The organism is Dinoroseobacter shibae DFL 12 = DSM 16493 (assembly GCF_000018145.1).
Classification (GTDB): domain Bacteria; phylum Pseudomonadota; class Alphaproteobacteria; order Rhodobacterales; family Rhodobacteraceae; genus Dinoroseobacter; species Dinoroseobacter shibae.
Genome location: NC_009952.1, coordinates 1076323 through 1098983 on the forward strand (window position 1 = coordinate 1076323; position 22661 = coordinate 1098983).

25 protein-coding genes are annotated in these 22661 nt (G+C 69.2%); 12 read left to right on the plus strand and 13 right to left on the minus strand.

The genetic code is table 11. The annotated features are described in order from the left end of the window. Positions 1–5: 5 nt before the first annotated feature. Positions 6–512, minus strand: coding sequence for a TRAP transporter small permease (locus DSHI_RS05335; protein WP_012177715.1), 507 nt, complete (start codon positions 510–512; stop codon positions 6–8). A 16-nt stretch (positions 513–528) separates the two neighbouring features. Next, a complete protein-coding gene (locus DSHI_RS05340; protein ID WP_012177716.1) occupies positions 529–1524 on the minus strand; it encodes a type 2 periplasmic-binding domain-containing protein in 996 nt (331 codons plus the stop codon). A 503-nt stretch (positions 1525–2027) separates the two neighbouring features. On the opposite strand from DSHI_RS05340, the gene DSHI_RS05345 reads away from it, so the two are divergent. Genes DSHI_RS05345 through DSHI_RS22490 form a run of 3 tightly spaced genes read left to right on the plus strand, consistent with a single transcriptional unit; the run spans position 2028 to position 4701 of the window. Beyond that, positions 2028–2732 (plus strand): GntR family transcriptional regulator, encoded by a 705-nt coding sequence (locus DSHI_RS05345; protein ID WP_012177717.1) that lies wholly within the window; start codon positions 2028–2030, stop codon positions 2730–2732. After that, a complete protein-coding gene (locus DSHI_RS22485) occupies positions 2729–3574 on the plus strand; it encodes an HpcH/HpaI aldolase/citrate lyase family protein (protein ID WP_012177718.1) in 846 nt (281 codons plus the stop codon). Before DSHI_RS05345 ends, DSHI_RS22485 begins: the two co-directional genes overlap by 4 nt. Next, positions 3571–4701 carry an amidase family protein gene (locus tag DSHI_RS22490; RefSeq protein WP_012177719.1) on the plus strand — a complete coding sequence of 377 codons (1131 nt, stop codon included), beginning with the start codon at positions 3571–3573 and terminating at the stop codon, positions 4699–4701. Before DSHI_RS22485 ends, DSHI_RS22490 begins: the two co-directional genes overlap by 4 nt. Here DSHI_RS22490 and DSHI_RS05360 read toward each other — a convergent pair. From DSHI_RS05360 to DSHI_RS05380, 5 genes are read right to left on the minus strand one after another with little or no spacing between them, the layout of a single operon-like run. Then, entirely contained in the window at positions 4698–5558 is an 861-nt protein-coding gene (locus tag DSHI_RS05360; RefSeq protein ID WP_012177720.1) for an HTD2 family dehydratase, read from the minus strand. The two genes, DSHI_RS22490 and DSHI_RS05360, sit on opposite strands and share 4 nt — an antisense overlap. Before the next feature lies 1 nt (position 5559). After that, positions 5560–6372: an enoyl-CoA hydratase gene (locus DSHI_RS05365; protein WP_044027643.1), complete on the minus strand. Its 813-nt coding sequence runs from the start codon at positions 6370–6372 to the stop codon at positions 5560–5562. Beyond that, entirely contained in the window at positions 6354–7139 is a 786-nt protein-coding gene (locus DSHI_RS05370) for an SDR family oxidoreductase (protein WP_012177722.1), read from the minus strand. Before DSHI_RS05370 ends, DSHI_RS05365 begins: the two co-directional genes overlap by 19 nt. A 7-nt stretch (positions 7140–7146) precedes the next feature. Then, positions 7147–7521 carry a cupin domain-containing protein gene (locus DSHI_RS05375; protein WP_012177723.1) on the minus strand — a complete coding sequence of 125 codons (375 nt, stop codon included), beginning with the start codon at positions 7519–7521 and terminating at the stop codon, positions 7147–7149. Then, positions 7511–8860: an MmgE/PrpD family protein gene (locus tag DSHI_RS05380; RefSeq protein ID WP_012177724.1), complete on the minus strand. Its 1350-nt coding sequence runs from the start codon at positions 8858–8860 to the stop codon at positions 7511–7513. The genes DSHI_RS05375 and DSHI_RS05380 overlap by 11 nt, the downstream gene beginning before the upstream one ends. A 425-nt stretch (positions 8861–9285) precedes the next feature. Between DSHI_RS05380 and DSHI_RS05385 the strand changes: the two genes are divergently transcribed. The 7 genes from DSHI_RS05385 to DSHI_RS05415 are packed head-to-tail and all read left to right on the plus strand — an operon-like array spanning position 9286 to position 16692. Next, positions 9286–10455 (plus strand): ABC transporter substrate-binding protein, encoded by a 1170-nt coding sequence (locus tag DSHI_RS05385; RefSeq protein WP_012177725.1) that lies wholly within the window; start codon positions 9286–9288, stop codon positions 10453–10455. A 3-nt stretch (positions 10456–10458) separates the two neighbouring features. Continuing rightward, the gene (locus DSHI_RS05390) at positions 10459–11376 is read left to right on the plus strand and encodes an ABC transporter permease (RefSeq protein ID WP_012177726.1); all 918 of its coding nucleotides are present in this window, start codon (positions 10459–10461) and stop codon (positions 11374–11376) included. A gap of 10 nt (positions 11377–11386) precedes the next feature. Then, on the plus strand, positions 11387–12277 hold the full coding sequence (locus DSHI_RS05395; RefSeq protein ID WP_012177727.1) for an ABC transporter permease: 891 nt from the start codon (positions 11387–11389) through the stop codon (positions 12275–12277). Positions 12278–12285: 8 nt separating this feature from the next. Beyond that, a complete protein-coding gene (locus DSHI_RS05400) occupies positions 12286–13386 on the plus strand; it encodes an ABC transporter ATP-binding protein (protein ID WP_012177728.1) in 1101 nt (366 codons plus the stop codon). Positions 13387–13397: 11 nt separating this feature from the next. Further along, positions 13398–14306, plus strand: a complete 909-nt coding sequence (locus DSHI_RS05405; protein ID WP_012177729.1) for a polysaccharide deacetylase family protein — start codon at positions 13398–13400, stop codon at positions 14304–14306. After that, positions 14303–15490 carry a CaiB/BaiF CoA transferase family protein gene (locus DSHI_RS05410; RefSeq protein ID WP_012177730.1) on the plus strand — a complete coding sequence of 396 codons (1188 nt, stop codon included), beginning with the start codon at positions 14303–14305 and terminating at the stop codon, positions 15488–15490. The genes DSHI_RS05405 and DSHI_RS05410 overlap by 4 nt, the downstream gene beginning before the upstream one ends. A gap of 11 nt (positions 15491–15501) precedes the next feature. Then, positions 15502–16692: an acyl-CoA dehydrogenase family protein gene (locus DSHI_RS05415; protein WP_012177731.1), complete on the plus strand. Its 1191-nt coding sequence runs from the start codon at positions 15502–15504 to the stop codon at positions 16690–16692. Positions 16693–16711: 19 nt separating this feature from the next. Here the strand turns inward: DSHI_RS05415 and DSHI_RS05420 are convergent, their stop codons facing one another. The 6 genes from DSHI_RS05420 to ruvX all read right to left on the minus strand — a co-directional run bounded on the left by DSHI_RS05420 (position 16712) and on the right by ruvX (position 21399). Beyond that, the gene (locus DSHI_RS05420; RefSeq protein ID WP_044027644.1) at positions 16712–17911 is read right to left on the minus strand and encodes a surface lipoprotein assembly modifier; all 1200 of its coding nucleotides are present in this window, start codon (positions 17909–17911) and stop codon (positions 16712–16714) included. Between the two features lie 121 nt (positions 17912–18032). Further along, positions 18033–18911, minus strand: a complete 879-nt coding sequence (locus tag DSHI_RS05425) for a transferrin-binding protein-like solute binding protein (protein WP_012177733.1) — start codon at positions 18909–18911, stop codon at positions 18033–18035. A gap of 171 nt (positions 18912–19082) precedes the next feature. Further along, positions 19083–19928, minus strand: a complete 846-nt coding sequence (locus DSHI_RS05430; RefSeq protein WP_012177734.1) for a glycosyltransferase family 32 protein — start codon at positions 19926–19928, stop codon at positions 19083–19085. Between the two features lie 59 nt (positions 19929–19987). Beyond that, on the minus strand, positions 19988–20605 hold the full coding sequence (locus DSHI_RS05435) for a methyltransferase family protein (RefSeq protein WP_012177735.1): 618 nt from the start codon (positions 20603–20605) through the stop codon (positions 19988–19990). A gap of 79 nt (positions 20606–20684) precedes the next feature. Next, positions 20685–20921: a DUF1289 domain-containing protein gene (locus tag DSHI_RS05440; RefSeq protein ID WP_012177736.1), complete on the minus strand. Its 237-nt coding sequence runs from the start codon at positions 20919–20921 to the stop codon at positions 20685–20687. After that, on the minus strand, positions 20914–21399 hold the full coding sequence (gene ruvX / locus DSHI_RS05445) for a Holliday junction resolvase RuvX (protein WP_044028430.1): 486 nt from the start codon (positions 21397–21399) through the stop codon (positions 20914–20916). The genes DSHI_RS05440 and ruvX overlap by 8 nt, the downstream gene beginning before the upstream one ends. A gap of 415 nt (positions 21400–21814) precedes the next feature. On the opposite strand from ruvX, the gene DSHI_RS05450 reads away from it, so the two are divergent. Both DSHI_RS05450 and DSHI_RS05455 read left to right on the plus strand, forming a co-directional pair. Then, positions 21815–22054, plus strand: coding sequence for a hypothetical protein (locus tag DSHI_RS05450; RefSeq protein WP_044027646.1), 240 nt, complete (start codon positions 21815–21817; stop codon positions 22052–22054). Positions 22055–22135: 81 nt separating this feature from the next. Further along, positions 22136–22564 (plus strand): hypothetical protein, encoded by a 429-nt coding sequence (locus DSHI_RS05455; RefSeq protein WP_012177739.1) that lies wholly within the window; start codon positions 22136–22138, stop codon positions 22562–22564. Positions 22565–22661: the final 97 nt, after the last annotated feature.

Consider the following 22661-nt stretch of genomic DNA (forward strand, 5'->3'; position numbering starts at 1 on the left):
ATCGCTCAGAGACCTTCCTGGTCGGCGGAAACACCCTTGTAGAGGCTCTCGCGGGTCACAAGCATCCGGATGAACTGCACCGTGCAGAGGGCGAAACAGATCACCACCGGCACGAACAGGAGCCAGCGGTCGAGGAAATTCGCGCGCATATCTCCCACGCCGATATTCTGGATCGTGATCGGAATGGCGAAGGCGGTGACGATGGCGCAGGCCACCGCGCACAAGACCACCACCGCCTTCTCGATGGGGCCGGTGACGCGCGCGGGCATCAGTGTCCGCAGCGCCTCCATCGACACATGGCCTTTCTCGCGCAAGAGCCACGGGGCCGCGAGCGCGGTGGCATAGAGCAGCGCGTATTCGGTGATCGCCACCACCCAGTTGATCTGGAACATGCGCAGGGTGCGCGTGGTCACGTCGTAGACGATCGAGACGAACATGAACGGGATGATGAGTGCCGCGAAAATCGCCAGCCCGTTCAGGAGCTTGTCGAAGCCCCGCCAAAACCCGTTCATGTCCGCACTGCCCCGATCAGCTGCCGTTGGCCGCGTCGATGATGGCGCGGTACTTGGCGGCCGCGTCCTCGCCCAGGGTCTCGGCCACGTTGACCCAGAACGTGTCCTGGAAGGCGGCGGTGACCTCGGCGGCGCCCGCGCCTTCGAGCACGACATCCTGCACGCCCGCCTCGGCCAGGGCGGCGGTATCCACCGCCTCCAGCGCCTTGGCGGCGTCATAGGCCAGCATCTCGTGCTTCTGGATCATCTCCATCAGGTAGGCGCGCTGCTCCTCGGTCAGCCCGTCGAATTTCGCGGCGTTCGCGGCGATGATCGTGTTGCCCTGGCGCCAGGTCGGGAAGATCCGGTAGCGCAGGAAATCCTGCCATCCGCCGGAGCTGACCCCGATGGTGGTGAACCCGATCCCCTCGACCAGCCCGCGTTCCAGCGCGGTATAGATATCGCCCGCGGGCACATCGACCCGGGCGATGCCGAGCGCCTGGTACATCGGGTCATAGGATGCGCCGCCGCGGATCTTGAGCCCCGAGAAATCCATCGTGCCGTCATCGTCGATCTTGGGCTCGGTGATGGTGTAGAACTGGAAATTGTATCCCGTCCCCATCGCGCCCAGGAACGCCACGCCCGCGCGCTCCCGCGTGCCGGCATCGATGGCGTCGTGCAGCCCCGCGGCGCGCAGCTTGTCGGCAGGCACCGCGGCGGCGTCGAGCGGGGTCAGCTCCGGCACCTGGCGCTGGTAATAGCCTGCCGGCCCGAAATAGAGGTCGATGATCCCGCGCGAGACCGCGTTCATCTGCTCGTTCCGGGGCAGGATCTCGGTGCCGCCGCGCAGGTCGATTTGCAGGATGCCCGCGCCATTGGCGTTCACGTCCTCGACGAAGGCGAAATAGCTTTGCATCAGGTCGTTTGTCGCAGGCAGCGAGTAGACCACGCTCAGCCGGGCCTCCTGGGACAGCGCCGGGGCCGCCAGAAGAAGGGCCGCGCCGGCGGCGAGAAGTCGGGTATGCAGTGTCATGGGCTGAAGGCTCCCTGGTGGTGTTGGCAGATGCGTGCCCGCTTTTGGCGCGGGTCGTTGGTGTCATGGCGCGGAGGGCGGGGGGCTGCGCGCGCATTGCGCCTCGCCCGACCGGAGTCCCCCGAAGTGCGCCACATGCGACAAAGGGTACATTTTTTGCCCTGCGCGACAAGCTTTTGTATGCAAAATTTGCGCAGATCTCGGTGGGTTTTATTTTTTGGGTTGTGCGAATTCTCATAAGCCGCTGATTATTCTATAAAAAACTTTCAGATGGTGCTGGCGGAGTTTTCCGGCTTGAGCATTGGTGCCTCATCTGCATGCAGAAATCCGCCGCGGATGCCTGTTTTTCGGGAAACTTCCGAAATCTGCAGGTTCTGCCCGTCAAGTGCATGCCGAAACCGGCGCAACCCGGCGCAAAATGCCGCCCTGGCCCGATTGCCCTCGCTCGACAGGGCGGTTCTGTATACTAAATCTGAACAAACGCCCGGTGCCGAGGAGCCTGCATGTCCACCACCCCCCCGCGCATGAACGCCGCCGAAGCGGCCTACCGGACGATCCGGGCCAAGATCGTGTCGGGCGAGTTGGCGGAGGGGGAGCGGCTGACCGAGAAGCGGCTCTCCAAGGACCTGGGCCTGTCGCGCACCCCGATCCGCGAGGCGGTCGGGCGGCTGATCCTCGAAGGCTTCGTCGAGCGGCAATCGGGCTATACCACCCGGGTCGCGCGCTTCCCCGAGGACGAGATCGCCCAGGTCTTCGAGATCCGCGGCGTGCTGGAGGCCTATTCCGCCCGCCGCGCGGCCCGGCACGCCCGGCCCGATGACATCGCCGAGATGCGCGAGGTCTACGCGGTGATGGCGGCCAACTCGCCGCCCCGCTCCGAGGCTGCCTACCAGGTGCTGACCGAGGCGAATGAGCGGTTTCACAAGATCATCCTGCGCGCGGCCCAGTCGCCCAAGCTCACCGCGCTGATGACCATGGCGCTCGATGTGGGGATGGTGGTGCGGACCTACCGGATCTTCACCGAGGCCGACCTGACCCGCAGCCTGCACCACCATGGCGAGCTGATCGATGCCATCGCCGCCCGCGCCCCCGACTGGGCCGAGAGCGTCATGCGCGCCCACCTGCTGGCCGGGGCGGCGCGGGTGGCCGAGCATACGGGCGATATCGGGCAGAAGACGCCGCCGCCGGATGTGAAGGCCGCCGAATGACCGCGCCGCGCGCCCTGCGCTCGTTTCTGTTCGCCCCGGCCAACCGACCCGCGATCTTCGACAAGGCGCGCGGGTCGGGCGCCGATGCGGTCTGCCTCGATCTCGAGGACGCGGTGCCGCCGGACCAGAAGGCCACCGCCCGCGCCCCGGCGCTGGAATGGCTGGTGCAGGCGGCGGACCCGGGCTGCGGGGTGCGGATCAACGGGTTGCGCACGCCCGAGGGGCTGGCCGATATCGCCGCACTCTGTGCCGCGCGCCCGGGGCCGGGCTTTGTCCTTCTGCCCAAGGTCGGCGCCGCGGCGGAGGTGCAGATCGCCGCCGAAGCGCTGGAGGCCGCGGGCAGCGACCTGTCGCTTGGCGCGCTGATCGAGACCGCCGAAGGGCTGGAGGCGGTGGCACGGATCGCGCGGGCCTCCGACCGACTGAGCTTCCTGCTCTTCGGTGCGGTGGATCTCGCGGCCGATCTCGGCGTGGACGGCTCGGATGCGGCGCTCGCCTATGCCCGGGGGCGCGTGGTCCATGCGGGGCGCGCGGCGGGGCGCCCGGTGCTCGACGTGCCCGCGCTGGATTTCCGCGACCTGGCGGCGGTGGGCCAGGCGGCGGCGCGCGCCAAGGCACACGGGTTTTCCGGCAAGGCGGCGATCCACCCGTCGAACATCGCGGTGATCAACGACGCCTTCACCCCCGGCGCGGAGGAGATCGCCGAGGCGCAAGAGGTTCTCGCCCTGTACGAAGCATCACCCAACGGGCTGGCCGTGCGCAACGGCAAGCTGATCGAGAAGCCGGTGATCCGCGCGATGGAGGCGCGGCTGGCGCTGGCGCGCGCGGCGGGGCGGCTGTGACCGACGCGGCGCGGCTGCGGGCGCTGGACGACCGCTTCGCCTTTCTCGAAGACCCCTCGACCCAGGTGATACCGGGGTCGGGCACGGGGCCTCTGGCCGGGCTCCGCATCGGGGTCAAATCCAACATCGCCGTGGCCGGGCAGGCCTGGACCGCCGGGATCGCCGGGCGCGGCGAGGTGCTGGCCGAGGCCGATGCCGAGGTCATCGCGCGTCTGCGCGCCGCCGGGGCCGACCTGCTGCCGGGGCTGACCATGGACGAGGCCGCCCTGGGGGCGGCGACCGAGACGAGCGGCCTGCGCGCAACGCAAAACCCCTTTGCCCCGGGCCACAGCGTCGGTGGCAGCTCCGGCGGCGCGGCGGCGGCGGTGGCCTGCGGCGCGGTGCCCGTGGCGCTGGGCAGCGACACGCTGGGCTCCGTGCGGATCCCGGCGGCCTATTGTGGCGTGCTGGGCTTCAAGCCGGGGGCAGGGGTGCTGCCGCTGGGCGGGGTGGTCCCGCTGGACCCCGCGCTCGACACGCTGGGCCTTTTGGCGCGGCGGGTGGCGGATCTGCGCGCGGTCTACGCGGTGCTGGCGCCGGAGGCCGTGGCCGAAACGGCGCAGGTGGTGCAGCTTGCCCCGCAAGCGGACGTGGCCTGCGCGCCCGAGGTGCAGACGGCCCTGGCGCGCGCGGCGCGGCTGCTCGACGCCAGCGGTCCCGACCGGCTGGAGGGGTGGGAGGCGGAGGCGCTGCGCATGGCGGCCTTCACGCGGGTCTGCGCCGCGGCGGCCACGACCCTCGCCGATCAGCCGATTGCCAGCGTCGCGGTGCGCAGCGCCATGGCCTACGGCGCGCGGCTCACCCCCGACGGGCTGGCCCGGGCCGAGGCGCTCTGCGACCGGGTCGCCGCGGCCCTGCGCGCGCGGCTCCCCCCTGGCACCGTGGCGCTGACCCCGACCACGCCGACCCCGGCCTTTGCCCGGGGCACCCCGCCGCCCGCCGATCAGGCCAGCTTCACGGTGCTTGCCAATCTCGCCGGTCTGCCCGCGATCTCGGTGCCGATGGGGCCTGCGTCGGTGCAGCTCATGGCCGGGCCGGGGCAGGAGGGCACGCTTCTCGCCCTCGCCGACCGGCTGAGCGCGGCCTAGCCTGCAAATTCCAGGTCGATGGTCATCGCCAGATGGCCGGCCTCGGTCCGCGCCCACATGCGCGCGCCGCCCTCCGTCGGCTTGCCCTCGATCCAGAACGCCTCCGGCGCGAAGAGCGGGCTGACCGCGCGGATCGTCGCCGCCCGCAGGGGCCGGTCGCCAGATTGCGCCTGCCCGAAGGCAATGAGCAGCGTCGCGGTCAGCGGTCCGTGGACCACCAGGCCCGGATACCCCTCGACCTCCCGCGTGTAATCCGCGTCGTAATGGATGCGGTGGCCATAGAAGATCAGCGCGGAATACCGAAACAGCATCACCGGGTCCGGCGTGATCCGCTGCGACCAGGCCGCGTCCCCGGGGGCCTCGGTGGGCGCGGGCGGCGGCGCATCCGGGGCGGGCGGGTCGCGATAGACGATGTTCTGGGTCTCGGTCAGGCACAGCCCGTCCGCATCGGCAAAATCATGGGTCACGGTCACGAAGCCCAGCCGCCCCGACCGGCCCTGTTTCAGCCGCACCTCCCCGATGGTGGAGGTCTTCTCCGCCCGGCTGCCGATCAGCAGCGGGCGATGCCAGTCCATCCGCCCCCCGGCCCACATCCGCCGCGGCAGGCCGAGATCGGGCAGGAACCGGCCCAGCCGCTCATGCCCGTCCGGTCCGAGATCCGAGGCGCGGATCTTGGGGTTGAAATAGAGGTATTGCCAGAAGGGCGGCAGCGCGTAGCCCTCGGCCAGCACCGGCGCGCGGTCCAGCGTCAGCTCCAGGTGGGTGGCCTGGCGCAGGTCGATCCGGTCCCGGGTGGTCTCGGTCTGGCCGGTGGCGGGGTGGGGCGTCTGGGGGGCTGTGGTGGTCCGGGTCGTCACGTCACTGTCCTTTGAACTCGGGGCGGCGTTTTTCGGCGAAGGCGCGCTGGCCCTCGCGGTAATCGGCGCTGTCGAAGCAGGTTTTGACCAGCGCGTCCGCATGGGATGCGGCGGCGGCATCGCCGGGGCGGGCGAAGGCCGCCAGCCCCGCCTTGACCGCGCGCAGGGTCAGGGGCGCGTTGGCGGCGATGGTCCGGGCCAAGGCATCGGCCTCGTCCATCAGCATGTCCTCGGGCACCCGCCGGTTGACCAGCCCCCAGCGTTCCGCCCGCGCCGCATCCACCGGCTGCGCGGTATAGAGCAGCTCCGCCGCCGCCGCGGGCCCCGCGATCCGCGCCAGCGCCGCCACCTCGTCCGCGCCGATGGCCAGACCCAGCTTGGCGGGGGTGAAGGCGATGCGCGCGGTCTCGCTCGCCAGTCGCAGGTCGCAGCGCACCGCGATCTCCAGCCCGCCGCCGATGCAATGGCCCCGGATCGCCGCCAGCACCGGCATCGGCAGGGCGGCGAGCCCCTCCAGCGCCCGGGCCACCGTGCGGTTGTAGGCCGCGACCCCCTCGGGCGTCGCCCGCACCTGCGGGAACTCCGAGATATCGGCGCCCGCACAAAACGCCCGGTCCCCCGCGCCACGCAGCACCACGACCCGCGCGTCGCTTGCGGCCAGCTCCACGGCCAGATCGCCCAGCCCCTGCCACATGGCCAGCCGCATCGCGTTCAGCCGGTCGGGATTGTTCAGGGTGATCCGCGCCACCGGCCCCTCCCGGTCCAGCAGCAGGCGGCCCTCGGCCAGCGCCCGGCTCATATCCGCCCCGTCCATTGCCCGCCGCCATCCATGTCGATCACCGTGCCGTTGAGGTATTCGATCCGCGGCGAGGCCATGATCACGCAGAGCGCCGCGACCTCCTGAGGCGATTTCGGGCGCCCGTAGGGGAACCTGTCGGGATCGACCAGCTCTTGCCAGCGGGCCTCGTCGCCGAACTCCGCCTGGGCCTTGCCCTTGAAGAACTGCGCCATCCGGTCGGTGAGCGTCGGCGACGGGTTCACGCCCAGGACCCGCACGCCTGCCCCCTGCGCCTCCGCCCCCAGGGCCTGGGTGAACCCGATGAGCGCCGCATTGCCCGCCGCGCCGCAGATATAGGCCGGGCGCACCGCGCGCCCGCCCATGCCGATCACGTTCACGATCACGCCGGAGCCGCGCGCCGCCATGTCTGGATAAAAGAGCTGGCACAGGTGGATATAGCCGAACACTTTCAGCTCCCACCCCGTCCGCCAGTCCGCCATGGTCAGGTCCGCGAGCCCGCCCGCCTTGATCGCACCGGCATTGTTGACCAGCACATCCGGGGTCGGCACGGCGCCGTGCAGGGCGCTGCGGCCCGCATCCGTGCCGAGATCGGCGGCGAAGATCCCGGGCCGGTGCCCGGTCGCGGCGGCGACGGTCTCGGCGGCGGCCTCCAGCCGGGCGGCATCGCGCGCCACCAGGGTCAGCCGCGCGCCCTCGGCGGCAAAGGCGGTCGCGGTGGCCAGCCCGATGCCCTTGGAGGCGCCGGTCACCAGCACGGTCTTGTCGGTCAGGGTCAAGTCCATGGGGTCCTCAGGCGTAGTACTGGATTTCGAAGAACAGGCACCCCTGCGGCGACGCGAACGGCCCGTGCGGCGTGCCCGGCGGGCGGCAGGCATAGCCCGGGGCCGCATGGGCGCTGCCGCCGCGGCCCTCTCGGTCGCAGCCCATGATCAGGGTGCCCTCGATCAAATAGACCTCCTCCCAATAGTCATGGAGGAACACGTCCGGTGCCACGGTGCCCGGCCGGAACCGGATCAGCCGGGTGCGCACGCCGCGCTTGGCCTCCTCGTCCAGCACATCCGAGAGCATCTTCTGCTCCACCCCCGGGGCACCGCCGGGGACCTGCTCCCAACCTTCCGAGAGGTCGAGATCGTGATAGGGCACGGGCGGGCGGTCAAGGCTCATGGGGGTCTCCTTCGGGATGGGTCGCGCCCCGCAGGGCGGCGCTCAGGGCGGTCAGGTCGGGTTGCGCGGGCAGGGCGCGGAGCGCCTCGTGCAAGGCCCGCGCGGCGGGGTCGGGCACGCCGCCGTCGCGGCAGTTGGTCAGGAACTTGGCCTCGATCGCCTCGGGGGCAAGGGGGGCCTCGGGGTCGCCCGGGGCATGGGGCGCATGGGCGGTGTGCACCGCGCCACCGGCATTGGTGATGCGCAGGGTCGCGCCATAGGCGCCGGGGAAGGCCGCGCTCAGCCCCGGATCCTCGACCAGATGCACGCGGGCGCGCAGGGCGGCGATCTCGGGCGCGTCCCGGCGGGCGGGATCTTCGAAATCCGCACGGGCAGGCGCGCCCCGGACCAGGGCGGTCGCAACGCAATGCTGCAGGCTGAAGCGCGCCGAATGGGCGTCCTGCGGGGCAGGGGCGTCACAAAAGGCAATCGCGGCGGCGTAGGTTGCGACCTCGATCCGCGCGGGCACGACGCCGCGCGCCCGCAACTCCAGGGCCGCGGCAATCGCCGGGTGGACGTGGCGGCAGGCCGACCAGGGCTTGAGGCTGACCTCATGCAGGGCCCAGTCGCCCCGGGCCTGCGCGATGCCCGCCGGGTCGGACCCGGGATACATCGTGGCAAACACCCCCAAAGGCCCCTCCAGGATCTCCAGCGGCGCGCCGATCCCGGCCCGTGCGGCCCGGGCGGCGGTGATCCCGGCCCGCGCCGCATGCCCGGCGGCCAGCTGCTTGGCATGACCCGGCTCCAACCGGCATTGCCACAGCCCCGCCGCCTGCATCCCCGCGTGCCCGAGGGCGTGGGCCTGCGCCTGCGCCCCCAATCCATCCGCCCGCGCCGCCGCCATGGCCGCCCCGAAAACCCCGCACGCGGCAGAATTGTACCAGGCCGAATACCCCCCCGTCGCCGCCGCAACCCCGATCCGCAACGCAACCTCGTAGCCCGCCAGCAGCGCGCGCAGCAGCGTCTGTCCCGTGGCACCCGCGTCCCGCGCCGCCACCAGCGCGGCGGGGCACACCACGTCGCCCGCATGCAAAATCGACCGGCGGTGCAGGTCGTCCATCTCCAGCAACGATCCCAACGCGCCCAGCCCGAATGCCGCCGCCTCCGGCGCGCCCGCACCGAACCCCGACAGCGCCCCGCGCTCCAGACCGGCGGCGGCGCCGAAGGCCCGCTCCGGCGCGCTGCCGCGGGTGGCCAGCACGATCCCGACCCAGTCCGCCAGGTGCACCGCGGCCCGCTCCAGGTCCCGCGCGGTGGCGGTCTGGTCGCATATCTCCACCAGATCCGTTGTGACTGTCACGGCCTCGCACCCCCGATTTCGTATACATTTATACCGCTTCGCGGCCAAGATCGACCGGATTTTCGGGGCTTCTGCATCTCTTTTCGGCGGGCGTTTCGGCGGTGATCTCCCGTGTGATCAGTGCAAATACATGAAAAAAGTACCAAAAATCAATCCTGCGTCCGCCTGCCGCAGGAAATCACCTCTGTCATCAATTCTGTCGACAAAATGCACTTTTCTTTCCGGCCCAGTCCCCTATCTTTTGCCCATCGCCCCCCGAGTCCCCAGCGGCCCTGGGGGGCACGTTCGGGGCAGTCGGCGGCGCGGAGGGCGCAGTGCATGTCGACATCACGGCCGGGGAACCCGGCCAAACAAAGCGCCCGCATATCCCTTGAACCATAACGAGACGCCGTTCGGGATGCGGCACCAACAGGAGAGTTTCGAGAATGAACCAGCTCGATTTCAACCGGCGCCAGTTCATGGCGCTCATGGGCGCGGCGACCGCGACCGCGACCACGGCCCTCGGCAGCCGGGCCATGGCCTCCGAGGCGCTGAAGTTCTGGGCCCCGGGCATCGCGCGCGTTGGCAACCAGGACTGGTCCGACATGGAAGCCCGCGCCGGCATCAGCATCGCCAATATCGCCAAATCCGCCCGCGCCGACGAGGCGATCCAGAAGATGGTCGTGGGCGACGGCAACGCGCTTTACGATGCCATGACCGACAATGGCGGCGGCATGGAAGACGCGCTCGCCTCGCAGAACGCGATTGTGGAGCTCGACCCGTCCCGCATTCCCAACTGGGCCAACCTGGTGGACAGCTACAAGGAGGGTGGGTCGTCCTATGACACCATCCGCCACGAGGGCCGACTGGTCGCCGTGCCCTATATCTCCAACGCCGACAGCCTGGCCTTCAACCACGACGTAATCGGCGAAGAGCTGACCAGCTGGGAGGCGCTCTTCGACGAGCAGTTCCGCGGCCGCGCGGCGATGCAGAACGACTATGGCCCGACCCTGACCAACACCGCCGTCTACCTCAAGCAGTCGGGCAAGCAGGATATCGAGAACCCCTCCGACATGACCGAGGCCGAGGTGAAGGGTGTCTGCCAGTTCCTGATCGACCTCAAGAAGAAGGGCCATTTCCGCACCTTCTGGGACGGGTTCCAGAACGGCGTCGACCTGCTGGCGTCCGAGGAAGTGCTGGTCTCCTCCTGCTGGGAGCCGATCCAGATCATGGCCGCGCGCAAGAACGGCGCCGACATCCGCTACGGCACGATGACCGAGGGCCATCAGGCCTGGAACAACATCATCATGCTGACCCGCGGCGGGCAGGAGCGGGGGATGGAGGACGCCTTCTACGCCCTGGCCAATGTCTATCTCGACCCGTGGTTCGGGGCGCGCACCCTCGCGGGGCTGGGCTTCACGCCGCAGATGACCGGGGTGAACGCGTATGTCGAGGCCAACGCGGCCGATTTCGACGACGACACCCGGGCGACCCTGGCCGAGCGTCTGGCGCGCAAGGACGCGCGCATGGCCAAGCCCGGCAACGCCTGGCAGAACGTGTTCCCGACCAATATCCGCGCCTACCAGGACTGGTGGGCCCAGGTGCAGGCCGCCTGAGCCGTGGCAACGCTCGACACCAAATCCCCCGGCCCGGCAGACCGCCAGGCCGGGGAGACCCGCGCGATCTGGCGCGAGCGCGCGGGCGCGTGGGCGTTCTACGTGCCGCTGGCCTTCATGGTGGTGTTCTTCGCCCTTCCCATGGCCCTCACGGTGGTGTTCTCGTTCTTCGAGCGCACGATGTTCTGGATGGAGCCGGGCTTTACCCTGTTCTCCTACAATAACTTTTTCTTCTCCGCGCGGCTGGAGAATTTCCTCGTCTCGATGAAATACTCCGCGCTCGCCGTGGTGATCTGTTTCGTGCTGGGCTTCCCGGTCGCGGTGTTCATCCGCCGCTCGATCCCGCAGGTGGCCCAGCACCGGGTGATCCTTCTGTTCATCCTGCCCTTCATGGTGTCCGAGATCATCCGCGTCTTCGCCCTGCGCCCGGTGTTGCAGCGCAACGGCCTGATCAATTCCACCCTGATGGACTGGGGCCTGATCGACGAGCCGATCACGGCGCTGCTCTACACCCATACGGGCGTTGTGATCGGCGAGGTCCTGAGCTTTCTGCCGTTCATCGTGTTTGCCGGGTTCCTCGCGATGGAGGCCGTACCAAAGTTCATCTTCGAGGTCTGCGATGATCTGGGCGTGGGCCACCGGCGTCGGTTCACCGATATCATCCTGCCGCTGGCGGCCCCGGGGATCTTCGCGGGGGCGGTGTTCATCTTCGTCAACGGGCTGGGCGTGGCGCTTCTGCCCAACATCCTCGGCGGGCCGGGGGCGGTGAATGCGGGCCTGATCGCCACGCAGGCGATCACGGCGCTCGACTTCCCGCTGGCCATGGCCGTGAGTGCCATCATGATGGCGACGCTCATGGGGCTGCTCTACATCGGGCACCGCCTGTTTGACCTGACCAAAATCCTGACCCCGCTGAACTGAGGCCCCGGACATGACCGACGACTACGCCAATCCCTGGGCCTACCGGCTGAAATGGGCCTACATGCTCCTGCTGGTCACGACGCTGATGAGCCCGGTGCTCTACGTGATGTATATCTCGTTCAACGCCAACGGTTTCGGCGCGCGGGCCTACGATTTCACGTGGGAATGGTACCGGCTGGTCTTTTCGGACGAGTTGCTTCTGAACGCCCTGCGCTGGACCTTCTCGCTGGCCATCGTGGTCACACTCATCACCGTGCCCTTCGCGGTGCTGGCGGCGAAATACTACAAGACCGCGCAGAACAAGCTGCCGGTGGTGTTCCTGCTGCTGGCACCGCTCTTCGTGCCGCCGGACATCCTCGGCTCGGCCCTGCTGGTCTATTTCAAGTCCCTGAACTCCAGCTTCATCTGGCTCGGGGACCAGCTGGGCACCACGGCCTTCGACGGTTGGTTCCGGCTGAGCTTCTTCACCGCGACCGTGGGGCTGATCATCTACACCATTCCTTACGCCTTCATCGTGGTGCTGATCACCATGGGCCGCTACCGCACCGAGCAGACCGAGGCCGCCCGCGCCTGCGGGGCGGACGGCTGGCGCGCCTTCTGGGATATCGAGTTTCCCCAGATCCGCGCGGGCGTGTTCAGCGCATGCTCGTTCTGCATCATCCTGTGCTTCAACGAATACACCCGCACGAGCCTGCTGAAGGGCGGGTTCGACACCTTCACCACGGTGCTGATCTCACAGATGCTCAACACCGGCATGTCGCCGCAAAGCTACGCGATGTCGTCGATGGTGGCGTTCACCGCCATCGCGATCATCGGCAGCATCATTATTTTCACCCTGATCCGCTCCGAGAGCCTGACCCGCACCGCGCGGGCCAAGGCCGAGCCGATCATGTCGTCCTGAGAGGTCCCATGCGCCAGACCACACCACCCGCCGTCGAGGTCAAGGGCCTGTCCAAGCATTACGGCCCCGTCAAGGCCCTGCGCCAGGTCGACCTGACCATCGCCGCGGGGGAGTATTTTGTCCTGCTCGGCCCCTCTGGCGGGGGCAAGACCACCCTCCTGCGCACCATCGGCGGTTTTCACCGCCCCACCGAGGGGCAGGTCCTGCTCCATGGTCGCGACATGAGCCACCTGCCGCCCGACAAGCGCCCCACCACCATGGTCTTCCAGGCCTACGCCCTCTTCCCGCATATGACCGTGCTGCAAAACGTGTCCTACGGGCTGAAAGTGGCGGGGATGGACAAGGCCACCGCCCAGGAAAAAGCCGCCGCCATGATGGATGTCGTGGGCCTTGCGGGCTTTGCCGAGCGCAAGCCGCACGAGCTGTCCGGTGGCCAGCAGCAGCGGGTGCAGCTGGCCCGCGCGCTGGTGCTCGACCGCGATATCCTGCTCTTGGACGAGCCGCTCGCAGCCCTCGACGCGCAGCTGCGCAAGGATATGTGCCTGGAGCTGAAACACCTGCAGGAAAAGGTCGGCATCACCTTCATCCACGTCACCCACAACCAGGAAGAGGCGATGACCGTCGCCGACCGCATAGCACTCGTGGCCGATGGCCAACTGGTCGAACAGGGGGCCGCGCGCGACATCTACCGCGCCCCCATCAAGAAATTCACCGCTGGCTTCGTGGGCGAGAACAACCTGCTCTCCGGCACCGTGTCGCAGGTCAACGGCGTCTCCTGCATGGTCGAGGTGGCGGGCGCGCAGCTTTCCGTGCCCAAGCGCGGGCAGGAGGTGACCCAGGGCCAGGCGGTGGATCTCTCGATCCGCTCCGAACTGGTGCAACTGTCCAGGGTGGATGCCTCCAACGATCCGGGCGACGGCCATTCCATCCTCGGCAGCTATGACGAGGCGGTCTATCTTGGCCTGACCACCTCGCATCTGGTGCGCCTGCCCAACGGGGTGGAGATGACGTCGCGCACGATCTCCGACGCGCTGGGCGATCTGCCCACCCCGGGTGACCCGGTGCGCCTGTCCTGGCAGCCCGACGCCATCCGCCTGCACACGAGCTGAGGAGCCTCCCGATGTGGCCCAACCCCCGCGTTCCCTATGAACTTGCGTCCGACCGCGCGCCTCTGCCGCCCCTGCGCGGCAAGTCCCTGATCGTGCATGTGGTGATGAATATCGAATACTGGCCCTTCGACCGGCCCATGCCGCGCGGCATCATCCCCGCCCCCCACGGGGCCGCGCCCGCGCCGCCGGATGTGCCGAATTACGCCTGGGTCGAATACGGCATGCGTTGCGGCATGCCGCGCATCATGGGGCTGCTGGCCGATCGCGGCATCCCCGCCTCGGCCTTCATCAACGCCCAGGTGGCCGACGTATATCCCAGCCTCATGGCCGCCACGGTCGATGCGGGATGGGAGTTGGTCGGCCATGGCTGGTTCCAGCAGAGCCTCAAGGCCGTGGACGACGAGCGCGACGTGATCGCCCGCAGCCTCGACCGGCTGGCGCAGGTGCAGGGCCACCGCCCGCGCGCATGGCTCGGCTGCGGGCTGGGCGAGACCTATGACACCCCCGACATCCTGCGCGAAGAGGGGATCGAGTTTCTCCATGACTGGGCGCTCGATGACCTGCCGGTCTGGATGCGCACGAAACACGGGCCGATAGTCGGCCTGCCCTATACGTTCGAGCTCAACGACGTGCCGGTCTACGCGATCCAGAACGGGTCCACCGACGAATATCTCAAGCGGGTCGAGGCCACGGTCGAGATCTACGCCGCCGAGACCGCCCGCACCGGCCAGCCCCGGATCATGACGCTGGCGCTGCATCCGCATATCATCGGCGTGCCCCATATCGCGCATCATTTCGCCCAGGCGCTCGACCTTCTGGCGGCCCGCGACGACACGGTCTTCACCACCTCCAGCGAGATGGGCGACTGGTTCACCGCCGCCCAAGCCCCCGGCGCCGCCGTCACGGAGAGCCCCGCATGACCGAAAAGTCCACCGCCCTGTCGCATCTCAAGGTGCTTGACCTGACCCGCGTGCGGGCCGGGCCGACCTGCTGCCGGGTGCTGGCGGATTTCGGCGCCGACGTGATCAAGATCGAAGCCCCCCAGGGGTTCGATCCCAACGCGGGCATGTCCGGCGCGCGCCACGGCTACGACATGCTGAACCTGCACCGCAACAAGCGGTCCATGACCCTGAACCTGAAAAAACCCGAAGGCCGGGCCCTGTTCCTGCGGATGGTCAAGACGGCTGATGTGGTGGTCGAGAACTTCCGCCCCGACGTGAAGGACCGGCTCGGCATCGGCTATGACGACCTCGCGGCGGTGAACCCGCGCATCATCCTCGCCTCCATCTCCGGCTTCGGCCAGGACGGCCCCTATGCGCGTCGCGCGGGCTTCGACCAGATCGCGCAAGGCATGGGCGGGCTGATGGGCGTGACCGGCATGCCCGGCGGTGTGCCGATCCGCGCGGGCGCCGCCGTGGCCGACAGCAGCGCGGGGATTTTCGCCGCCACCGGCATCCTCGTGGCGCTGGCCGAGCGTGAAAAGTCGGGGCAGGGCCAATGGGTCGCGACCTCGCTTCTGGAGGCGCAGATCGCGCTGATGGATTTCCAGGCCGCGCGCTATCTGGTCGACGGCGACGTGCCGCCGCCCGCGGGCAACGATCATCCCTACGTCACCCCCATGGGCGTGGTGGAGACCGCCGATGGCTATCTCAACCTCGGCGTGGGCGGGCAGGGGCAATGGGTCGCCTTCTGCAACGTGATCGACCAGCCCGAACTGGCCGAGCACCCGGATTACGCCACGGACACGGCGCGCTTTGCCCACCGCGGGGCGCTCTGGGACCACCTGCGCCCGGTCTTTGCCCAACGCACCACCGCCGACTGGGTCCTGGCGCTCGAGGCAGGCGGCGTGCCCGCCGGGCCGATCTACACCATGGACGAGGTCTTCGCCGACCCGCAGGTGCGCCATCTCGGCATGGCCGCGCCCGTCCACCACCCGGTCCGGGGCGAGACGGCCCTCGTCGCCACGCCGATCAAGATGTCCCGCACCCCACCCAGCGTCCATGCCAGCGCCCCCGATGCGGGCGCCCAGACCGACGAGATCCTGGCCGAATACGGCCTGAGCCCCGAAGAGGTCGCCCAGTTGCGCGCGGCCCACACAATCTGAGAGGACACGAGATGAACCAGATCGACACCAACGCGATCTCCATGCCCGTCGGTCCCCAATGGCCCGACATCCGCGAAGCGGTCACGCGCCTCTGCGCGGATTTCCCCAACGACTACTGGAACGACCTCGACAAGCGCGACGCCTATCCCGCCGCGTTCGTGAAGGCGCTGACCGAGGCGGGGTTTCTCGGCGCGCTGATCCCCGAGGCTTATGGCGGCTCGGGCCTGCCGCTCTCAGCGGCGGGCGCAGTGCTGGAAACGATCCACGAGACCGGCTGCAACGCCGCCGCCTGCCACGCCCAGATGTACACCATGGGCACGGTGCTGCGATACGGCTCCGAGGCGCAGAAACAATCCTACCTGCCCGGCATCGCCACGGGCGATCTGCGCCTGCAGGCCTTCGGCGTGACCGAACCCACCACCGGATCCGACACCACGCAACTCAAGACCCGCGCCGAGAAGACCGAAAAAGGCACCTACCTGGTCAACGGGCAGAAGGTCTGGACGTCCCGCGCGATGGAAAGCGACCTGATGCTCCTGCTGGCGCGCACCACCCCCGCCGACCAGTGCACCAAACGCTCCGACGGGATGTCGGTCTTCCTGCTGGACATGCGCGACGCGCTTGGCAACGGGCTGGAGCTGCGCAAGATCGACGCGATGATCAACCACAACAGCTGCGAGGTGTTCCTCGACAACCTCGAAATTCCCGCCGACACCCTGATCGGCGAGGAAGGCCGCGGCTTCCGCTACATCGTCGACAGCATGAATGCCGAACGCATCCTCATCGCCTATGAATGCATCGGCGACGCGAAGTTCTTCATCCGCAAGGCGGTCGAGTACGCCAACGAACGGGTCGTCTTCGGCAAGCCCATCGGCGCCAACCAGGGCCTGCAATTCCCGATCGCGGATGCTTATGCCAAGATGTGCGCCGCCGAGTTGATGGTGAACAAGGCCGCCGCGATCTTCGACGCGGGCGGCAAGGCGGCCGAAGAGGCCAACATGGCCAAGCTGCTGGCCGCCGACGCCTCCTGGGCCGCGGCGGAAGTCTGCATGCAGACCTATGGCGGCTTCGCCTTCGCGCGCGAATACGGGATCGAACGGAAATGGCGCGAGGCCCGGCTTTATCAAACCGCGCCGATCTCGAAGAACATGATCTTCGGCTATCTCGGCCAGCACGTCCTGGGCCTGCCGCGCAGCTACTGACCGGGGCAGGGCGGCGGGCTCAGAACCGCCGCTCCAGCCCGATCTGAACTTCGCTCTCGGTATAGCTGTAGGCGTCGATGTCCGACCGGCTGCGGGTATGGCTGACCCGTGCAAAGGGCGAGAACCCGTCACCCAGGAACAGGTCGGATTTCTGCACCGTCAGCGCGACCTGCACCGCGCGCTCGTTCGGGCTGGCGGTGAACAGGGGGCTGGGGTCGCGGAAATCCCGGTACCGCAGGGACAGCTCGGGCCGCAACGTGATCCCCCGGACCGCGTCATAGCTGCCGAAGACCCGCAGCTCGGTGTCGCGGTAATCCTCCAGGTCGAACGCCACCCGGTTCTCTTCCACCCGCAGCGCCGCGCCGAGCGTCGCGCGCCCGCCCACGGAGCGCCGCAGGCCAAGCTGGGCCGCCACCGCGTGCCCGTCCCGGTCGTCCGAAATTGCGCTGTCCAGCACCGCCCAGGACGCCGCGCCAAAGACCGACACGCCGCCCGCACTGCGCCGCTCGAAGGACAGATCCAGGCCGAAGCGGTCCTCGAACCCGTCTCCCGCCACGTGGCGGCTCCGCCCGAAGGCCGCGGCCACCACCGAGCTCCGCGCGCCCAGAAACCGCACCCCCGTCCGCGCGCCGATTGTGATGTCGTCGTACCGCGCCCCTGGCCCCTCCAGCGCATCGAGATCGACCCCCGCGAACCCCACAAGCTCCGTCGCCCCGACCCGCGTCAGCCCCTGCCGCCAGCGCGCCGCCCCCGTCACCCGCAGCCCCGGCTCGGTGTCGGTGTCCCGCTCCAGGGTGAAGGGCAGCACCGTGCCCGCGATCTCCAGATCCACCGTGTCGCTGTCATAGCGCCGCCGTTCGCCCAGGGTGACCAGGCCGATGGACAGGTCCCAGTCGAACCCCCGCCGCGCGTCGATCGCCCGGATGAAGCCCAGCACCCGCAGCCGCGCCGGCTCCGGCAGGTCGGTGGAGAGGACGGCGAAGAACTCCTCCCGCGCCCGGCTCCACTGTTCGGCGGCGAAATAGGCCCGCGCCAGTTCCAGCCGGACCCGCACCAGGGTCGGGTCTCCCGCCAGAATGTCGAGAAAGAGCGGGATCGCCGCCGCCGCCTGACCGCCGTTCAGCAGGGCAAGCCCGCGCAGGAACCGCGCCTCGATCGCCGCGCCATCGACGGGCAGGGTGCTGCGCGCGGCGCCGGGCAGGGCGGGTTGCGCCGCCACGGGTGCCGCGACTGCCAGGCAAGCGCACAGCCCCGCGACCCTGCACAGGATCCGCGGGCCGCACCGCCACCAGGTCGCCGGTCGCCGCCCCGGACGGGCCCGCATGCCTGCGCCGCCGCGCTCAGTTGCCGCCGAACGCGCCGATATGCGCCACGCCGCCCGGCCCGCTCAGGCTGTAGGTCCCGGCCACCTCCTCGGCATTGGGGCCATGGAACACGCCCTGCGCCTCCCCCGCCGAGCCCGGCCCGGACACCGCCGCGGTGAATCCCCCACCCGAGACCGGCCCACTGCCGTCGAAATCCAGCTCCGGGGCGGGAATTGTGTCCGAGGTTGCGAGGGAAATCGCCTGCGTCTGCGTGCTGAGGATCTCCGCCTGCCGGAAATCGGTCGTCACCTCGATGGCCGAGACGGTGAGATAGCCCTCGCCATCGGCCCGTCGCGCAAACCCGGCGCCCTCACCGACATAGGTGGCGACCTGCCCGGTGGGCAACCGCGCGCTGGGCGTCCGCGCGCCATAAGCCCCCGCGCCCAAGGTGCCGCGCTCCGCGCCGAACCCGTCCAGCCAGGCTCCGAGGGTCTGGTACTCGAACGGACCGCCCCGGCCGCCATCGAGCAGCAGCGCGAAGCGCCGCCCATCATCGCTTTCGAAGAAGACGACGGGGCCATCCACCTGGACTGTGGCCCCCTGGTCCAGATCGAACGCGACGGCGGAGTCGGGGGCCCGGATCGCCACGCGCGGTATCAGGCCGTTGGCGGTTGTCAGCCGCAGCGTGCTGTCCTCGGTGTCCGACAGGTTCGAGAGGCTGAGTTGGCCGGTGACCGGATCCACCGCGAAGCGCGCGGTCCGGGCCTGGCCTTGCAACTCTACGGTGCCGGTCTCGGGCAGGTCGTTGAAGGAGGTGAACGGGGTCGCGGAACCGGAGCCCCCGCCGCCGCCACAGGCCGTCAGCACAGGGGCCAGCACAAGCAGCGCGACAGATCGTGTAAGGGTCTTTGACATGGGGGCCTCCCTGAACAGTTGAGCGAGCCCAGGCCGGTCGCGGCACCGGCATGGGATACGCCATGGCCCATTTTTCCGCCGCGGCCCTGCCACCGGTCTGACCCAGGTCATGGAACCGGCCCTGCGCAGCCGAACGCGGGCCCGTCCGTCGCGCACCACCGTTGCGGCGGCTCAGGGCGCCGCGTTTCCGTCCGCGGGCTTGTAGAGACTGCCCTTGTGCAGCGTCCAGTGGTCCTTGTGGCGCTGGCCCAGCCCGTCTCGGGACAGGTAGGCCTGCAGGCTGGGGCCGGGGACCGTCCGGAAACCCGCGAAATGGCGCCGCAGGGCGTCATGGTCCGCCCCCTCGGTGGCCGCGATCACCGATGCGATGCTCGGGCCGATGTCATGCCCGACGAAGGACCGCGTGGCCATCTGCTCCAATGTCTCGACATAGGCCGCGCGGGTCTCGAACTCCCGCAGCAAGAGCAGCGCCGCCATCACCCCGCTGCCTGCCGCGAAGGCGATCTGCTCGCAGGCACCCGCCTCGATGTTGCGGCGGCAGACCTCGGCACTCAGCGCCAGGAAGGGATCCCCGGGCCGATGCACGAACACGATCCCGTTCAGCAGCATCTCGCCCCCCCGGGCAATGAGAAACCGCGCCAGCGGATCGGGCTGATCGCGATAGAAATCGGTGATTTCCGCGATCAGGCCGTGATACCCCCCCGACATCCATCCCGCCAGCACCGGCGCAAACGCCTGTTTCTGCGCCCAGTTGGCATCCACGTAAAGCCCGCCGCGCTCCAGCAGCACATGCAATCGGAAGAAATCCGAGGCCATCGCATAAGGGCCGCACCGGCGAAACGCCGCCAACTCCCGCCCCATGCCCCGTGCCTCGAAGAACCGCTCCGCATCGCGGGCCGAATAGACCCGTGTCTCCAGCCGCGCGTCCCCGCACCAGCTGTCGAGGCACCCCTGCACCGGGGCGGGGATCTCGTCCTGGTACCAGAAGAGAGAGACCGGAAGTTTCGCAGCATCCATCCCGCAGCGATACGCAAGCGCCGCGCGCTGCGCAACCGTCCGCGGCCCGCCCCCGCGCCTCAGAACAGCGGCAGGGTCGGCAGGGTGTGGATATCCTTGAGATGCTCGGTCAACTCGCTGACCGGGATCAGGCTCAGAAACACCAGCGCATCGAAGAAATTGCGCCGCAGGGTGCCGGTGTCGAACGTGACCGTGGCGGGGGAGGAGAACTGCCGCAGCCGGGGCAGGATCCGCGGCGTGCGGGCGGCATAGGCGTCATAGGCCGGGCCGAACTCCGCCCGCAGAAACGCCTCTTCCTTGCGGGCGATGTCACTGAGCACCAGAAACACCAGCGTGGTCATCAACACGGTCAGGATCAGCGAGCCCAGCATCAGCCCGAAGCCGAACACCGCCAGGGTCGAAAACAGGTACAGGGGATGGCGGCACATGGAATAGGGCCCGTCCTGCATGACCAGCGCGTTCTTGCGGCTGCCGATATAGAGGATCGACCAGAACCGCCCCAGAACCCCGGCGATCACCAGCAGCATGCCCGTGCTCTCGACCAGGTCCATCACACCCTCGCCCAGGGGCAGGCCGGGCCGGGTGAACAGCACCAGCGGCACCATGACCAGCATCACCGCCCTGAGCGTGTTGATCCGGCGCTTCTGGTTCGCGGGCAGGACGGCAGCAGTTTTCATGGAAAGACCCCCGGTGACACCGCGGACATAGGCGGCGCCCCGGGGTCCGGCAAGTGGCGTCGCGCCCCCGGCCCGCCGCTCAGAGCTTCGGTGCGATCCGCGCGGCCCGGCCGCCCCGCCGCCGGGTCAGCAGCGACCGGCGCTCTTCCAGGCTGTCCATCACCGACCGGCGCTCCTCGGGCGCCATCTTCGACCAGGCGCCGATCTCGTCGATCGTGCGCAGACAGCCGGTGCAGAGCCGGCTCTCGGGATGGATCACGCAGATCTTCACACAAGGGCTCTCGATCTCCGCGCGCCGCCACACCTCGTCACTCATCCAAAGCCTCCCTGCGCATGTGCCCGAACCGGTCGAGTGCGCCTTGCAGGATATAACTCGCCGCCACGTGGTCGATCACTTCCGCGCGCCGGGCCCGGGACGTGTCCGCCTCCAGCAGCGCACGTTCCGCCGCCACAGTGGACAACCGCTCGTCCCAGAACGCAATCGGGATCGGCCGCCGGGCCGTGAAATTCCGCGCAAAGGCCCGGGTCGACTGGGCCCGCGGCCCCTCGCTGCCGTCCATGTTGCGCGGCAGGCCCAGAATCAGCCCGCCCACATCGCGGGCGTCCATCAACGCCTCCAGCCGCGCGGCATCGAGGCCGAACTTCTTGCGCTTGACCGTCTCCAGTGGCGTGGCCACGGACCACATCAGGTCCGACACCGCCACCCCGATGGTCGCGGTTCCGAGGTCCAGCCCCATCAGCGCCCGCCCCGCGGGCACCACGGCGCGAAACGCCGCCAGATCGTCGAAAATCATCTCCATCCCGCCTCCTACCGCGCCGGGGCGGGGCCGAAAACCCCGCATGTGGCAAACCGTGGCCGCAAGGTGCGGTCTGCTCTGGCAATCCGGCCCCGCCCTGCCCAAAATGCCCGCAACACCCCGGAGACGACATGCACCGCACCTGCATCCCTTCCAGCACCAATGCGGCCTGGCGCGACAAGGCAAGTCGGCTGCGCGACCCGACCGGCAACCGCGCGCCTCTCTGCCCGACACCGTCCCCCGCCGGGGCGTTCCCAGATCGCGGCGCCATCCCCCTCCGATCGGCACATCCCAGCCGACCGACCCGCCCGGTTTTCGCAATCAACAGCCCAAATCGACCGGGGATTTCCGCTCAGATTGCCACCCCTGCGGACCTCGGTGAATGCTGCCCTCTCATAGTGGAGGACAGATCATGTCAGACTACGAAAACCGGACACCGACGACCCGCGGCAGCAGTGGCGGGGGGCGAGCTCTCTATTGGGCGCTGGGCATCCTCGCGGTGCTCGTCCTCATCATCCTGCTCTTTGCCGGGGGCGATCCCGGGCCTGCAGACGGGCTCGAGGACGCGGCCCCGCCGGCCCCGTCGGCCCTGCCAGAGACCGGCCTGCCCGACGCCGCCGCGCCCGAGCAGCCCCCGGCGACCGCGCAATAACCCGACCACTCACGGATCAGAGGCGCACCCGACCCCGGGTGCGCCTGCCACCGCGCGTTGGACCCCCGGCGCGGTTCGGCCATGACGGGCAGGTTGCGCAATCGGCTGCCCCGCGCGGTCGCGGTGCTCGGCCTTGCGATCTACATCCTCGGCACGTTTCTCAGCCTTGCTCTGGGTCATCCGGAGTTGTTCCAGCGGTTCGGCGCCCTGGGCGTGGCGGCGGCCATCCTGTTCTTCACCGACCGGCTGACCCAGATCGAGCTGACCCGCCAGCGCGCGGTCGAGGCCTTGCTGCATGAATACGGTCTGCGCTTCGAGGCACTGCATGCCGGTATCCGGCCCGAGGAGATCCCCGAGGCCGGTTACACGCTCGATTTCCTCGCCGAGGAATCGGCCTTCACCCGGCTGCGCCGCAAGGCCGAGGCGATCAGCGCAGGCAACACGGGCCTGCTGTCGGTGGCGACGCTGCAATGGGGGTTCGGCGATCTCGCGGTGCGGGCGTTGTCGTGACCGGGGCGGGGGCGTGACGGGAACGGGGTGGGGGCGTGACGGGAGCGGGAGCGCGGCGGATCTTTCCGGAGTGTTACCGCACCGCGCGGAGGTGCCC